Source organism: Cohnella sp. GCM10012308 (assembly GCF_042649185.1).
GTDB lineage: Bacteria > Bacillota > Bacilli > Paenibacillales > Paenibacillaceae > Cohnella.
The window spans coordinates 50504-65165 of record NZ_JBHRYU010000012.1 but is presented as its reverse complement, the minus strand read 5'-3'; the positions used below and the strand labels follow the sequence as shown (position 1 = coordinate 65165).

14 protein-coding genes are annotated in these 14662 nt (G+C 54.9%); 3 read left to right on the top strand and 11 right to left on the bottom strand.

What is annotated here, in order from left to right; translation table 11 throughout:
• Window positions 1-43: 43 nt before the first annotated feature.
• A complete protein-coding gene (locus ACFOTD_RS15345) occupies window positions 44-838 on the bottom strand; it encodes a Nif3-like dinuclear metal center hexameric protein (protein WP_378120187.1) in 795 nt (264 codons plus the stop codon).
• 146 nt (window positions 839-984) lie between these two features.
• On the bottom strand, window positions 985-1590 hold the full coding sequence (locus ACFOTD_RS15340) for a TetR/AcrR family transcriptional regulator (protein WP_378120185.1): 606 nt from the start codon (window positions 1588-1590) through the stop codon (window positions 985-987).
• Window positions 1591-1759: 169 nt separating this feature from the next.
• On the opposite strand from ACFOTD_RS15340, the gene ACFOTD_RS15335 reads away from it, so the two are divergent.
• Entirely contained in the window at window positions 1760-2521 is a 762-nt protein-coding gene (locus tag ACFOTD_RS15335; protein WP_378120183.1) for a glucose 1-dehydrogenase, read from the top strand.
• A 111-nt stretch (window positions 2522-2632) separates the two neighbouring features.
• Here the strand turns inward: ACFOTD_RS15335 and mnmH are convergent, their stop codons facing one another.
• From mnmH to ACFOTD_RS15315, 4 genes are all read right to left on the bottom strand, one after another.
• Window positions 2633-3691, bottom strand: a complete 1059-nt coding sequence (gene mnmH / locus ACFOTD_RS15330) for a tRNA 2-selenouridine(34) synthase MnmH (RefSeq protein WP_378120181.1) — start codon at window positions 3689-3691, stop codon at window positions 2633-2635.
• Window positions 3692-3708: 17 nt separating this feature from the next.
• Window positions 3709-4758 carry a selenide, water dikinase SelD gene (selD, locus tag ACFOTD_RS15325; protein ID WP_378120179.1) on the bottom strand — a complete coding sequence of 350 codons (1050 nt, stop codon included), beginning with the start codon at window positions 4756-4758 and terminating at the stop codon, window positions 3709-3711.
• A 30-nt stretch (window positions 4759-4788) separates the two neighbouring features.
• The gene (gene rnz, locus ACFOTD_RS15320; RefSeq protein ID WP_378120177.1) at window positions 4789-5706 is read right to left on the bottom strand and encodes a ribonuclease Z; all 918 of its coding nucleotides are present in this window, start codon (window positions 5704-5706) and stop codon (window positions 4789-4791) included.
• A gap of 92 nt (window positions 5707-5798) precedes the next feature.
• A complete protein-coding gene (locus ACFOTD_RS15315) occupies window positions 5799-6251 on the bottom strand; it encodes a MarR family winged helix-turn-helix transcriptional regulator (protein ID WP_378120175.1) in 453 nt (150 codons plus the stop codon).
• Between the two features lie 149 nt (window positions 6252-6400).
• Here ACFOTD_RS15315 and ACFOTD_RS15310 point away from each other — a divergent pair, with 149 nt between their 5' ends.
• The gene (locus ACFOTD_RS15310) at window positions 6401-7849 is read left to right on the top strand and encodes an MFS transporter (protein WP_378120173.1); all 1449 of its coding nucleotides are present in this window, start codon (window positions 6401-6403) and stop codon (window positions 7847-7849) included.
• Between the two features lie 12 nt (window positions 7850-7861).
• Here ACFOTD_RS15310 and ACFOTD_RS15305 read toward each other — a convergent pair whose 3' ends face one another.
• Window positions 7862-8245: a hypothetical protein gene (locus ACFOTD_RS15305; RefSeq protein ID WP_378120171.1), complete on the bottom strand. Its 384-nt coding sequence runs from the start codon at window positions 8243-8245 to the stop codon at window positions 7862-7864.
• Window positions 8246-8428: 183 nt separating this feature from the next.
• On the opposite strand from ACFOTD_RS15305, the gene ACFOTD_RS15300 reads away from it, so the two are divergent.
• On the top strand, window positions 8429-9067 hold the full coding sequence (locus tag ACFOTD_RS15300; RefSeq protein WP_378120169.1) for a DUF1796 family putative cysteine peptidase: 639 nt from the start codon (window positions 8429-8431) through the stop codon (window positions 9065-9067).
• Between the two features lie 44 nt (window positions 9068-9111).
• Here the strand turns inward: ACFOTD_RS15300 and ACFOTD_RS15295 are convergent, their stop codons facing one another.
• The 4 genes from ACFOTD_RS15295 to ACFOTD_RS15280 all read right to left on the bottom strand — a co-directional run bounded on the left by ACFOTD_RS15295 (window position 9112) and on the right by ACFOTD_RS15280 (window position 14643).
• A complete protein-coding gene (locus tag ACFOTD_RS15295) occupies window positions 9112-10518 on the bottom strand; it encodes an ArnT family glycosyltransferase (protein ID WP_378120167.1) in 1407 nt (468 codons plus the stop codon).
• 481 nt (window positions 10519-10999) lie between these two features.
• Window positions 11000-11938 (bottom strand): transposase, encoded by a 939-nt coding sequence (locus tag ACFOTD_RS15290; RefSeq protein ID WP_378120165.1) that lies wholly within the window; start codon window positions 11936-11938, stop codon window positions 11000-11002.
• A 277-nt stretch (window positions 11939-12215) separates the two neighbouring features.
• Entirely contained in the window at window positions 12216-12935 is a 720-nt protein-coding gene (locus ACFOTD_RS15285; RefSeq protein WP_378120163.1) for a YebC/PmpR family DNA-binding transcriptional regulator, read from the bottom strand.
• 130 nt (window positions 12936-13065) lie between these two features.
• A complete protein-coding gene (locus tag ACFOTD_RS15280; protein ID WP_378120161.1) occupies window positions 13066-14643 on the bottom strand; it encodes a hypothetical protein in 1578 nt (525 codons plus the stop codon).
• Window positions 14644-14662 lie beyond the last annotated feature (19 nt).

The following is a 14662-nucleotide window of genomic DNA, read 5'->3' as shown; positions in this document are numbered from 1 at the left end:
AAGTAACCTGCTTCCGTCTATTTTTTATGTCTAATTTCCGCGTTTAGATTCTCTGCAATGCCAAAGGCAATTCCAAGTGTTCGACCGGCAATGCCGGGAAGGCGTCGCGCAACAGCTTGACGACCGTGCGCATGCCGAGCTCCTCGCTCTTTTGGTGACCCAGGATGATCAATGCCTTGTTCAAGCCCATGTCCGCAGCATCCCTTACGTATTCGTTGGTCTCCCATTCATTGGTCTCGCCGGCAATCAACAATTCGACGTCCGGTTCCTTTAGAAGCGCCATCTGCCTACTTCCGCCGGGTGCCCCGACCGCGAAGGCGAAGCGCGTTACGGGAAGCTCTGGATCGCCGGCGACCTGCACGCTATCGATGCCCAGCTTGCTTTTAACCTCTTCCGCGATAGACCGGACGGTGTGCGCCGCTTCGTTTGGCAGGGTCAGCAGCCATGGTTGGTCGGGATCGGCGTAAGCTCCCCAACCTAGCGCGTGCAGCATGCCGTCAATGATTCCGTCGGGCTTGTATCTATGGATATAATCGTGCAGCCGGAAAATCGTAACGCCGGACGACGCGATCAAGGATTGCTTGCGCTCGTATACCGGGTCGCCGCGCAGCCAGTCGGTTTCATCCAGGTGATTGTAGTAGGTCGGTTCATGCGTAATAATCAGGTTGGCCCCGGATGCGACCGCACGGCGGATAACGTCATAGGTGGCCATGAATACGACTGCAATGCCGCGCACCTCTTCATCCGGATTGCCGCTCTTCAGCGTATCGACCGTCTCAGTCAGCTTACCGACCGGCGATATCAGTGTGTCCAGCACTTGCCCCACAGTAACCGTCATGCGTGCTCCCCTCCCTTAACTTTCCATATCGATTCCGCATCTACATATGCTACTAGGCATCGTACCATACGCTTGCCGCGGTCACCAAGCCGAAACTTGCGACGATCGAATAATAACTTTAAACATGCGGCTTGCGCTTGTCGAGACTAACGTCTGCGCGGCTGATCGAGTCCGCGGCTCGAGGCTGCAGTGATGATCAGCATCTGCTTCGCGATCTCTTCCTCGGTTTGCCGAAGCCCGTTTTGCAGCCAATGCTTGTAAATGCCGATCGCCCCTCCGATAATCCAATCGATGTACAGGTCGTATTCGATGGCGGGCGAGAGCGCGCCGGCTTTGCGGAACGTTTTATGAAGCGAGGCGCTCATCTGGTCGTGAAGCCGGTTGGACAGGTCGGGAACGCCGTTGGTCAGCAGCATGATCCGGTAAAATTCGGCGTGCTTCTTGATATGCCGAACCGAGCTGCGAATCGTATGGTAAAGTTCGTCGGAGGAAGCAAGCGCCTTCGCGTCTCCCGGGCTAGCTTCTATAATTTCTCCGTATTCGGAAAGCACGTCATCGACGATCTCGTCCAACAGCTCTTCCTTTGTGGAAAAGTGATCGTAAAACGTCACCCGGTTGATACCCGCCGACCTCGCGATTTCGTTTGTCTTGATAAGGCTGAACGGCTTCTCCGACAGCAGCTGCAGCAGCGCCGACTTCAGCGCTTTGCGGGACCGGACGACTCTCGTATCGGACTCGTGCGCACGCGGCATCCGTTTCGATTTCCCCTTTCGCGCGATTGCGATGTTCCCTTATTTTATGGTTAGACTACACATTCGGGCAAAGTGTACGCCGGGAGCCCTTCCCGTTCGTTATTATTATAGGCGACACGATGTCGCCAAACAACACAGCCAACATTACACTTTCCGGAGGATGATTCGAATGAAGCTGCAGGACAAATCCGTCGTTATTACAGGCGCCGCGTCGGGCATGGGCAAAGCGATGGCCTTGCTTTTCGCGCAAGAAGGCGCAAAGGTCATCGTCGCCGACATCAACGGCGCAGCCGTCGACGCGGTCGTCGCAGAGATCGCTGCGGCAGGCGGACAAGCCAAGGGCGTCGTAGCCAACGTTTCCAAGGAAGAAGACGTTTCCCGCATGATCGATACGGCTGTCGAGAGCTTCGGAAGCCTTGACGTCCTCGTCAACAACGCGGGCATTATGGATGGCATGATGTCCGCCGAAGCGGTTACCGACGAGATGTGGACGCGCGTCATGGACATCAACGTGACCGGACCGATGCGGGCGATCCGCAAAGCGCTGCCGATCATGAAGGCGCAAGGAAAAGGCGTTATCGTCAATACCGCATCCGTCGGCGGACTGTTCGGCTCCCGCGCGGGCGCGGCATACACGGCTTCCAAGCATGCGGTCATCGGCCTTACCAAAAACGTCGGCTTTCAATACGGCAAGCTCGGTATCCGCTGCAACGCGATCGCGCCCGGCGCGGTAGCGACCAACATCGGCATCGGCGGCACCCAGCCCGATCCGTTCGGTCTCGAGCAAGCGATGACCGGCATGGCGCTGCAGCGCACGGACGTCGGCGATCCGGCGGCGATCGCTTCGGTCGCGCTGTTCCTCGCCTCCGACGACTCGGCGTTCGTCAACGGCACCGTCGTGACGGCGGACGGCGGCTGGTCGGCTTACTAATAGCTTGACCGGTTTGGAATCGATCATTGCATAAAAAGACGCTTTCTTTCCGCCGAAGCGGGAAGAAAGCGTCTTTCCGTTTTTTAAAACGTTTCCAGTAAAAGAACTTCCTTAGCTCCCTGACGTATCGTTCATGATCGACTCGATCGCCCGTTTCGTCGCCGCATAGGCCGCTTCGGCCGAATCGGCTTGGACCGTCACATTGCGGACGCCGGGTTCGAGCGCGGACGCCGACGAATGCGCATACAGCGGATCGTAATAATACGTCAGCAGCAGCTCGACCGCCGGCGCATAACGCCCGCTTCTAAGGCAGCCGTCGATCTCTGCCGCGATCGGCGTATGGATGCGCTCGCGGATGCCGGAGAACGCGACGATACAGGCCTGCTCATGCTTCCAAGGCTCATAGTCGCGCAAAATTTGCGCGGCGCGGACCTCAACGGGAAGCTCAAGCGTGATCTGGTAGCCGCGCGAACGAGAACCGTACAATACGTCGGGCACGACGATTTTGCCGATGCGCTTGCTCTCGGCTTCGAAGAAAACGAAGGGCTCGTCGCGGTAAGCGATCAGCGCGTCGAGAAGCAGCGATTCGAACGTCTTTTGATTGTTCGGCCGCAGGCCGATGCCGCCGAAGATCGAACCGCGGTGGCCCGCCATCCCCTCCAGATCGATAACGGGCCGGCCCTCTTGCTTAAGACGCTTTAAAATTTCCGTTTTCCCCGATCCTGTCGAGCCTTGCAGCACGATCGGCGTCGGCGGAAAAACAAGCGTCTCGAGCTGCCCGGTCACCCATTGACGATAGGCGCGGTACCCGCCCGCGAGGCGCTGGCTGTAGATTCCCATAAGCGACAGTACGGTTGCCGTCGTCTTGCTGCGCATGCCGCCCCGCCAGCAGAATACAACCTTATCGCCCGGAATCGCTGAAAATTGTTTGATAAATGCAGGAAGCTTGGCCGATACAAGCTCGAGTCCCCGTTCCTTGGCGGCGTCCGTGCCGACCTGCGTGTAGATCGTGCCGACCTCCGCCCGTTCCTCGTCGTTGAACAAGGGGATATTGATGCTGCCTATAATCGTAGCCTTGCCGAATTCGCCGGGCGATCGTACGTCGATCAGCGTGACGGGCTTATGAAGCCGCTTTTCGGCAAGCTCGTTCCATGAAATGTCAGTGAACATGCAGCCACGCTCCTCCGTCAGACGACGACGATTTGTCCCGGATGCGCGGCGACCGTCTCGCCGACGATGCTCGCTTCGACGCCTGCTGCGACAAGCGCCTCGAGCAGCGCGTCCGCTTGGTCGCCCGCTGCGGCGATAAGCAGACCGCCGGAGGTGACTGCGTCGCAGAGCACCCAGCGATCGGTTTGATCCATCGCCTCGGGGAACTTAACGTGAGGCGATACATGCTCGAAATTCTTTTTCGTGCCGCCCGGTACGAGTCCGCTGTCCGCGAGTTCCCTGGCGCGCGGCAGCACGGGCACGTCGGCTTGTCTGATCCGGATGCCGACGCCGCTGCCTTTGGCCATCTCGAGCGCATGCCCAAGCAGCCCGAAGCCGGTAACGTCGGTGCAAGCGTCCACCGTATAGCCTGCCATCGTTTCGGCGGCTGTTTTGTTCAACGTGGCCATCACCTGCGTCACGCGTGCGATCTCGCTCTCGCTCAGCCGATCGTTTTTAATCGATGTCGTAAGGATGCCGACGCCGATCGGCTTGGTCAGAATCAATTTGTTGCCGGGCTTGGCGCCTGCGTTTGTTTTGACGCGGTTCGGGTGAATGATGCCGGTCACGGCCAGACCGAACTTCGGCTCCTTGTCGTCGATGGAGTGGCCGCCGACTAGCGTCGCTCCCGCTTCGCGGACTTTGTCACCGGCGCCGCGCAATATATCGGCAAGAATTTGTTTGTCGAGCGTGTTGATCGGGAATGCAACGATGTTCAGCGCCGTTAAAGGCTTGCCGCCCATCGCGTAGATGTCGCTAATGGCATTGGCCGCGGCGATCTGGCCGAATGCGTAAGGGTCGTCCACGATCGGCGTAAAAAAGTCGACGGTCTGCACGATCGCCAGCTCGTCGCTTAGCTTGTACACGCCTGCGTCGTCGCTCGTATCGATGCCGACGAGCAGATTAGGGTCCGCTGGCCCGGCGGGTAAGCTGCGGATCACCTCGGACAGATCGCCCGGACCGATTTTGCAGCCGCAGCCGCCCTTGCTCGACAGCGAGGTCAATTTAATTTTGTCGTTGGCGCTCATCGTTCCCATCTCCTCCTGCTTTTAGCGAACTTATATGCATACTTCCTTGAAGTCATATGCAGCTTCGATGTTCGGGAATATCGCGCCGGCTTGACCAATCAGCGCTTCGACGTCCTCATCGGCGTACCGCGCGCTGATATGACTGACGATCAGTCGCTTGGCTCCGGCAAGCGAGGCCGTCTCAGCCGCCTGCAGGAACGTCGAATGTCCGTACAGCGCCGCCTTCTCCTCCAGCCCGATGCCGAATGTCCCTTCGTGTACGAGCAAATCGGCTTTCTCGGCCAAGTGGGCTGCGCGTTCGCATTTGACCGTATCGCCCAAAATAGTGACGACTCTTCCATTCACGTGAGGACCTACAGCCTCGGCCGCCCGTATGACGGAGCCGTCGGGCAGCACGATATCTTCCCCGCGCTTAAGCTTGCCGTACTGCGGGCCTGGCGGAACGCCTCGGCTGGCCAGGTACGCCAAGTCAAGCTGCCCGGAACGCGGGTGCTCCTCGATCCGATAACCGAAGCTGCGAACGCGGTGCACCAGCTCGCCGGCTTCGATCCTGAAGCGTCCGTCGTCGAACGCTTCGCCGTCTCCTCCGAGCTCGTGAATGCCGAGCTCGTAATTCAAATGCGCTTCGCTATACAGAAGCACGTTCTCGACGTACGCGCGAAGTCCGGGCGGGCCATACAGTTCGAGCTTGTCCGCGCCTTCAAAATACGTTCGGCTGCTTAAAATGCCAGGCAATCCGTATAAATGATCACCATGCATATGCGTGATAAATATCCGATTCAGCTTGCCAAGCTTGAGCTTCGATTTCAACAGCTGATGCTGCGTCCCCTCGCCTGCGTCGAACAGCCAGAATCGGTTTTGATCCTCGGGAAAGACTAGCGCAATCGACGTTACGTTGCGATGCGCAGTCGGCCGGCCCGCGCTCGTGCCCAAAAATATCAGTTTCATGCACAGCACCTCGCTTGGTTTAGCCGCGGTCGGCAGGGATGACTTTAGGATGCCAAATGATCAGGGCATAAATCCAGTCCGGTCTGTGACTGTTACTGATCACCCGTTGAAGAATCGACGAAAGACTCGTCCAGTCCGACATACATTTTGTGCAGCAGACCATGCAGCGTTTCAATCTCGCCAGCCGTCAAACGATCGGTCAACAACCGGTTATAATCGTCCAATATCGCTTGCAGGGTCGGCTCAAAAGCGATGGCAAGCTCGGTTGGGTACAGCCTATATGACCTGCGGTCGTCCTCGTCCACCGTTCGACGCACATAACCGGCTTCCTCAAGTTGCCGAATGCAGCGCGTCGTCGTCGCTTTGTCGAACTTCACCACGCTCGTCAGCTTGTCCTGATTCATGCCCGGCGTCGTCAAAATCGCTTTTAAGTAGCTATGCTGCCCGCCGCTTCCGATCCCGTGCGGTTTCAGTTTATCGGCGAGCTCCCGCTGCGCGATGCGGTTGATGAATGACATGAGCTTGCCTACCGTGTACGGTCTCATGCCGGCCCTCCTTTAGGCGACGCAATCGAATAGGTCTAGCTTAGCGCAAATCAGTTGCTGTCGCAACTAAATTGAGTTAAACTAGGTTTGCTGAATTAGTTGCACTCGCAACCAAACAATGCACAGCGGTAAAGGAAGGTTGGCATTCTATGACTTACCAGGACGATCCGATTATTCAAAAAAACCGTTGGCTCATTCTCGTCATTCTCAATTTGTTCACGTTCATGGCTACGTTGGATGGCAGCATCGTCAATATCGCCCTCCCTGTCGTCTCGAAGGAGCTTCAGCTTCCCGTCGCGCAGACCGAATGGATCGTCACCGCCTATCTGATGACGATCTGCGCAGCCATTCTTTTTTTCGGAAAGCTCGGCGACATCATCGGAAAAATTAAAATATTCCGGCTGGGCATGATGATATTTACGGTTGGTTCCCTCTTGTGCGGACTCAGCGGCAGCTTGCCGGCCATCATCGCTTCGCGACTCGTTCAAGCCCTCGGCGCATCAATGACGATGGCGAACAGTCAGGGCATCGTCACTGACATTTTCCCCGGCAGCGAACGCGGAAAAGCGCTCGGGCTGACCGGCACCTTTGTCTCTCTCGGCATTATTGCCGGACCGAGTTTGGGCGGTCTGATTTTGTCCGGCCTCGGCTGGGAGTATATTTTTTGGGTCAATGTCCCTGTCGGCCTGGCCGCACTGGCGATCGGGTGGCGGAAGCTCCCGCCGGATTTGACCAAGCTCAAGGTCGAGATCGACGGAACCGGAAGCGCGTTGTTTACCTTCTTTATTTTGCTGCTATTCGCGGGGCTTCTGCTCGGGCAGCAATATGGATACGATCAACCGTGGATCTTGGGTTCGCTTGCCACGTCGGTGCTTGTGTTCGCTTATTTCATCCGCTTCGAGAAGAGAACCGTTTCACCGCTACTGCAGCTGTCGATGTTTCGCAACCCGCTGTTCTCTCTCAGCATTATTTGCGGCTTTCTCGTATTCGTCGCCAATGCCTGCTTTAACATCATCGCTCCCTTTTACGTCCAGGACATTTTGGGCTTGACGCCGTCCCAAGCGGGATTGCTCATGATGCTGTTCCCGATCGTCATGGTCGTCGTCGCGCCGCTCAGCGGCGCCCTCTCCGACAAGATCGGTTCCGAACTACTGACGTTTATCGGCTTGATCGTATTGATTGTAGCTCAGCTTGGCATGGCCAGACTCGACGAGGTCAGCTCCGTGGCGCTTGCCGGCACTTGGATGGGCCTGCTGGGTCTCGGCAGCGGCTTGTTCCAGTCGCCGAACAACTCGCTTGTCATGTCCAAGGTGCCCAAAACGCAGTTAGGCATCGCCGGCAGCATCAATGCGCTCATACGCAACGTCGGCATGATCGCCGGCATCACGCTCGCAACCACGACGCTTTTCGGCGTCATGAGCGCCAGGGCCGGCAGCCGGATCAAGGACTTTGGCTCCGCAAGTCCCGATCTGTTCCTTGCCGGCATGCACGTCGTATTTTTGACGGCATCCGCCATCTGCATGGCAGGCGCCTTTCTGACCGGTTGGCGACTCTGGTCCGCCAGGCGAAGCGCCCGCACCAAGCCGTTGAACGCCTAGTTCGACGGTTTTTTATTGTCCGGAGCGGACATTAGCTTTGAGCCAATAAGGTCCGCTTATAACCGCACGCCCATGCGGCGATCGAACGGTCAAATAATACGATTGTGACCGCTCCCCGCCGATCGTCTTGTAGGCGATCTTTGTAAAGGCGCTTGAAAAGCAAGATTCAAGCGCCCACTCGACGACTTCCCCTTCCGGGCTGCCCTTCCGAAGCAAAATCTCAAGCTCGCCCATATCCCAGGCCCCCGAATTGTCCCAGCCGATCTCGATTCCGACCTTGATCTCGTCCTTCGGTTCGACATCCTGCAGTTGTACCGCAGTCAGAACGATCTCATCCCTCACTGCAAAGCGCGGAAAACAATCCTTGACCGCGCCTGTCTGAACGATTTGCTTCATCGCGATCCCCCTATCACGTTTGCCATTCCCTTCAAGTTATGATTCCGGAAAGTCTTTGGACAGGGACATGAATGACTGTCATTTTCAGAAGCGGCGCTCTCCCCCCTCTCTTCATCCATACCGTCCTGTCCATTCGCGCATTCAATGTAAGGAGTGGCGAAAGATTTTGAAGGAGGAATCGGCATGCGGCTAGCCGATATCAAGGGAGATTATGACGGGATTTTCAGTCTCGGTTGGCTATGCCTCACAGCCATTCAACTCGAGCGCAACGGTCTTAGGCCTTACGCAGGTCCTCTCGATTGGGTCGCCTCCTATACGCTGCCGGACATCAGCCGATTTTTGCGGAATCGCTGCGAAGGGTTTATGGAGCGCGGACATTTAAAGTTCGAAAATACGTTCGGCGGCACCCATCATCTCGTCAGGGAAACCTACTACAATGTGATCTCCAATCATGATTTCTTCGCGCATCAGAACGATCCCTTCAACCTTGAGATGTATGCATACGTCAAAACAAAATACGACCGCCAGCGGGCCAGATTTTTAGAGCGGGCCGCCAATGGACAGCGCCTGTTATTCGTAAGGTGCGGGGGCACCTTCGAAGAGGTGAACGAACTGCGGGATACGCTGGACGGTTTTGTCGCACATCAGTACAACCTGCTTCATATTAGCGAAACGAACACAAGTACGCTTGTCGAAACCAATTGGCCGCTCGCTCGCGTTTGTTCGGTGGAACTGCCGGGTGATCGCGAATCCGTCTGGAACGGCAATCATGATTACTGGAGCTACATGCTGAGCGGGATCCGTTACCGGGAGCCGGATTAAACGCAAAAAAAGAGCATGGCATATTTTCGCCATGCTCTTAAACGTCAAATTCCAACGCCGCCGGCAGTATCCTTGGACGTCTCGCCGAACGAGGACGCTGCTCTACGAATCGAGCTATACGTCTGCCAGACGCCATAGCTGACGAGCAGCATGACGGCCGGCATTAAATCCAGTCGATAGCGCGTCTGAATCTCGATCGCAAGGTGAGCGCCTGCGTATATCAGCAACAGAAGGATATACAACAGTGGTCCCCTATACATCCCGGCTCTCCACAGCGCAAGCAATGCAAACAAAGCAAACCCGCAAAATACGACGTATTGCGGCCGCTCTGCCAAGCTCAGCGATCGCTCCAGTTGAACGCGTCCAGTACCTTCAAGGCTCCAATAGGCTGACGAATCCCCACTGCCCCACATCAGCACCAGCTTCCTGCCCATCAACGACAATACTTCCGTTTTATTTTCAAGCCTTTCCTTGATTCGCAAAAGCTCCGCCTGATGTCTTTCCTCGCCGTACGCATATCCGTTTGCATATTGCGCGTCTTCCTTGTTCCAACCGCCATTCGTCTCCGAATTCAGGCCCACCATAAACTTCCAATACTTATCTCCGTCAGACAACGCTTGATGCGTAATACCCGCATTCTGTAACGACGCATTCGCAGCCCATTGTATCGTGGCGTAGATTCCGATCATAGCGAGCAGCATCCCTGCTTGGCGCCAGGCTTTGCGCCTTCTTCCCTCGCGCAGCTTTTTCCACACTTCCAGCAGCGCGAACAGAACAATGCCAGACAAATAAACTACGCCAATGGGCCGAATTAACTGACCAAGCCCGATCGCAATCCCAGCCCATAGCCAAGACAGCAGAGAGCCCCTGCGCTTAAGCAGCAGGGAGCATCCCAGAAAAAATAAAAAAACAGACAAGTGTTGATTCGTAAGCACCGAGCACATCAAAATGTTTGGCAAATAAAAAGCGAAGAAGCACGAAGCGAGCCTTCCGCAGGTCTCATTAAACAAGCGTGCGCCAGTAAAATACAGGATAACGGCGGTCCCCATATTAAAAATAGCGCCGAATACCTTTAGAACGATTAAAGAATCGCCGAACAAACGTATAATCGCAGCCTCGTACATCGTAAAACCGAACTGGTAAGGAAAACTGGTAAAATATGCCGAATCAGCAAATCCGAAGCTACCGCCTGCCGCCTCGCGCGCCGCGTTATACAAAAACAGAAAGTCCGATCGAGGAGACGCATCGTTAATACAAATCCACCCGATCCTCAAACCTAAGCCAATTACAACGAGCAAAACAAGAAATGTCTTCCGTCCCGGTCGCCGGTTCAGTACATGCGCGATCAGAAGCGCGACAAGTGCGCAACACACGGTAGACGCAAGCGTTTGTGCAAACGAATCATAGGCTTCAACCGTAAACGCGAATGACGAAACAAATACTACAGCCATAAACAAGCTTCCTATAGTCAGAAACAAACGCGCTCCATACATGCATGACACTCCCAATAGCGCATTCGTTTTTTATACCGTTTGCGCCCATCTTCTATAGGAGTCTATCACACTAACCTCTTGATTAGAAATCATTCCGCAAACTCCATCTTGTATCAAGCAAAGTTGTTTTGCTTCTCCTAGGCATTCATTATGCTCACAATCACCTTCGAAATGATCATCTCGTTTCGTGAGCAATAGTACCCTTATTTCGCATTTTAACGATATCCCCTTCACTCAGGATGAACTGGGAGAAAGGAAAGCAGGAGGAATGGGAAGTTCAAGAAGGTAGTTCAAGAAGTTCAGGAAGCTTAGGAATTCAACAATTTACAGAAAGGCTTAAGAGACGATCGACATATGTAAATGCTAAATTTAATAGAAATTTCAAGTCCGTGATTTGAGAAGGACCTTGAAAAATTAAGGTTCATTGAGCGCCTCTGCATCAGGAAACGCAGACAGAACGAGACAGCTTCGCTGTATGCACATGGCCGGACCAGCGGATGGAGCGGACGCCGTGCCTCTTGCGCACAAGCTCCGGTTGCGTGATAGTACCGATCCGGCCGCAGAGGGACAGTAATGCATTAAAACCATCCGTTCGTAGGTTAATACGGAAGCAGTACTCGTCCAGATAAGCCTGCAAATGCTTTGGCCCGATGCCTCCGAACGTCCGCGCGAGCCAACCGATCGCGCCGCGCCATACGACGCCCAATGCCGTTACGCCTTCGCGACCAGACGCCTTCACGATCTCAATGCGCCGATCCCCTGCACGATTTTCTGATGCATGACGCCATAAAAAGCTGCCGAATGAATCAATCTCAAACGTGCGCCGATTGAATGTCTGAGCAGACACTCTTTTAATTTTGACCTCCGCAATCTCGCCGCTCTCCGTATCGATCGATGCACCTGCGATGGCAGGCTCGTCCCGATATGTCAAAGGATCCGAAGGGCGGTCTGTCGCAGGCCGCGCGTAGAAATCTCCCAGCAACTGCAAGTCGCCCGTCAGCGGCCGTCCCTCGTCGTGCACCTGGATCGCAAAGCGAAGCTTATGATTGATGAGCCAAGCCGTCTTATATGTAACCTGAATAACCTCGGCCAACAGTACGGCCGAGATGCCCGTCTGCATCAAAAAAAACGCCTGAAACCACTTGACGAGCGGCGTGCGGGTGCCTTGCAAAATCGTGCCGGCGGTAAGCGAGGTTTGGCGGGAGCATGAGCTGCATTCAAACAGTCTGCGGCCGCGGGAAACAATGCGATAAAAATCGAGTCCCCCGCATCGGGGACAACGAAAGCCGTCAGGCCATTTCGCACGAAAAAGAGCGATCTCGCAATCTTCTTCGCTAAAAGTCGGTGCCTGCTCGCACAAACGGTTCGAAGCGCTCATCCCACTTCCCCCTAACCAAACAGGATCATATGTTCTCATTATAACCTTTTTAATATACTTCTTGCAACTTAAAATCTGCTGCTCCTGCGGAAAGGGATAGCATATTAGAGGCTACCGGGGCTTAATAATTTCGCCTTTCCTGCGCGAAGGGGATAGCGTCGTAATGTGAGAAAGTAGGTGATGTGGGAGGGGCGCACCGGGGCGAGACACGCTCAATCGAGAACTGGCATGCGAAGAAGCAAAAACTAAAAAAGCCCGCTTGCGCGGGCTCGGGCGGTTACTCTTCAGTATCGACGTTGTGGTAAACCTGTTGAACGTCTTCCAGATCTTCGATGGCATCAAGCATTTTCTCGAACTGGGCCTGGGCGTCTTCGGTCAACGTCACGTAATTTTGGGGGATCATCGAAAGCTCGGCGACGGCGAACTCGGAGACACCGGCTGTCTTAAATGCTTCTTGCACAGCGTGGAATTGCTCCGGATCGGCATATACGATGACGGTTTCGTCTTCTTCGACGACGTCGCGGACGTCGACGTCTGCTTCTAGCATCAGATCGATTACTTCGTCGGCGGTCTTGCCGGAAACGCCGATGACTGCAGAAGCATCGAACATGTAAGCGACGGAACCGTTAACGCCCATATTGCCGCCGTTCTTGCTGAACGCCGCGCGGACGGCGGAAGCCGTACGGTTAACGTTGTTCGTAAGCGCGTCGACGATGACCATCGAGCCGTTCGGCCCGAAGCCTTCGTATCTCAGCTCTGAGTAGCTCTCCTCGGATGATCCCTTCGCCTTGTCGAGCGCTCTGTCGATGATCGCTCTCGGCACGTTGTATGTCTTGGCACGTTCAAGTACGACCTTGAGCGCGCGATTGGCTTCCGGATCAGGCTCGCCCTTTTTGGCCGCTACGTAAATCTCGACGCCGAACTTGGCATATACGCGACTTGTGTTCGCATCTTTGGAGGCTTTCTTTTCCTTAATATTGTTCCATTTGCGTCCCATTCTTCTACCTGCCTTATATCGATGTAAAAGCCCGTTAGGCAATATTTTGATAGTACGAATTGCGAATGTCAAGCTTCGACATGCCGTTTAGCCTTTACAACCGGTTGTCTTTTATACACGATTATGCTTTTTAAGCGCGGAACAGCAGATCGTCAAGGACTCGCATCGTATCCATCAAATGATCCAGCGGCGCCCTGCTTACCGATAAACGGAGCGCATTTTCCTCTGGTTTGTCTCCATGTACGGCGTTTAACCGCAGCGAATCGAAGCCGAAGCTTCCGCCTGAAACCAGGTGTATGCCGGCCGGAGCGGCTCTTGCGCATGCATCGATTCGCTCTTGAAATGCCTGCTCGGACAGATCCTCATTTAATTGGATGTAAAAAACGGAACCGAGCCATTGCTTACCTTCGAGCAAAAACTCATCGGATGGATTTACGGACAGAAAATAGTGTCTGATGCGGCCTTGTGTCTTTAGGTACGCCAGAAACGCGCTCATCCAGCTTGCGTTCCGGTTCAAACGGCCGAGCCGCTCAGAAACCGTGGCGAGATCCGGAACCGGTAGCTGGCGTACGTCCAGAGGGCTCGCGCCGGCATCGAGAATCGACAACAGCTCGATCCAACGGGCACGGAACGCCTCCTCTTCCATAGCTTGACTGCAGGCGACCAGATAGCCGACGTTTGCAAGGTCAAAGCCGTACTGCAAATATTTGATCCCGCTCTCAATGCTTATCAGTACGACATGGGATGGCAGACGGGCTTCGTAACGCTCGAACATCCGGTTCGAGATGCCTGTGAGCGTCCGATCGATAATGACGAACAGTCGCTCGTCCGCAGACGGCCGATGACGCTGCAAGGAATCGAATAAGGTACGCAAGCTGACCGGCTGCCTGACAGGCCAGCATTTTCCGGGATCGACGATCAAGCAGCCTATCGGTTGCGATGTTTCGAGCAGATGATAAATTTCATCCGGAGACAGTTCATTTATATCATCCAGTAAAGTCCGGGCTAGCTCCACGCCTTCGCCGTAAAAGCCTGTTTGGACGATGCAAGGCAACCGGTTAACCGAGAACGATCGGAACGCGGCAATGGCGAGTTCCAACGCTTTCATGCCGGACGTTGTCAAAAAAAGTGCGCTTCGGCTCTTCGCTTCATTGGGAATGCCGTAGAATGCTTTTATCGCTTGGTCTTCATAATTTTTCACCGCTTCACTGCCGTAGCAACGTTGGTAGGTCCCTTCTTCCTCTTGCGCGAATCCGGCTTCGTCGGTTAACGACTGCCGTCCGCCCTGAAGCTGTTTGCCGGGCGTCTGCCAATCGCTCCCGGAAACGATGCCGCCAAGTTGCTTATATAGTTTGCGAATCTCATACTTGAGCCGCAAGTATGCGTCCCAAGTGCAGGTCCCCGGATCTTCGATAAACGAAGTCGTCCTTTGTTCAAGCGCTTCCAGCTGGTTCGCGAATGCGGCGGCAAGTTGCAGCTCGAACGGGTCATCTGGATAAATGGCCTTGTAAAACCCAAGCTCACGCCGAATGCCTTTGAGCAACCATCGTAGTTCTTCAGCATCCCTCTTGCGGTCTTCCATGCTAATCCGGACTAGCTCTGCAGAGACTCCGGCATCGAAAGGTCGGCGTCCATTATCCGTAACAAGGCTCCAATCCCAAGTCCGGGGATCGAGAGCCGGAATCGATTGCTGCGTATTAATCGACACGACTCGGTACCCCCTTAGT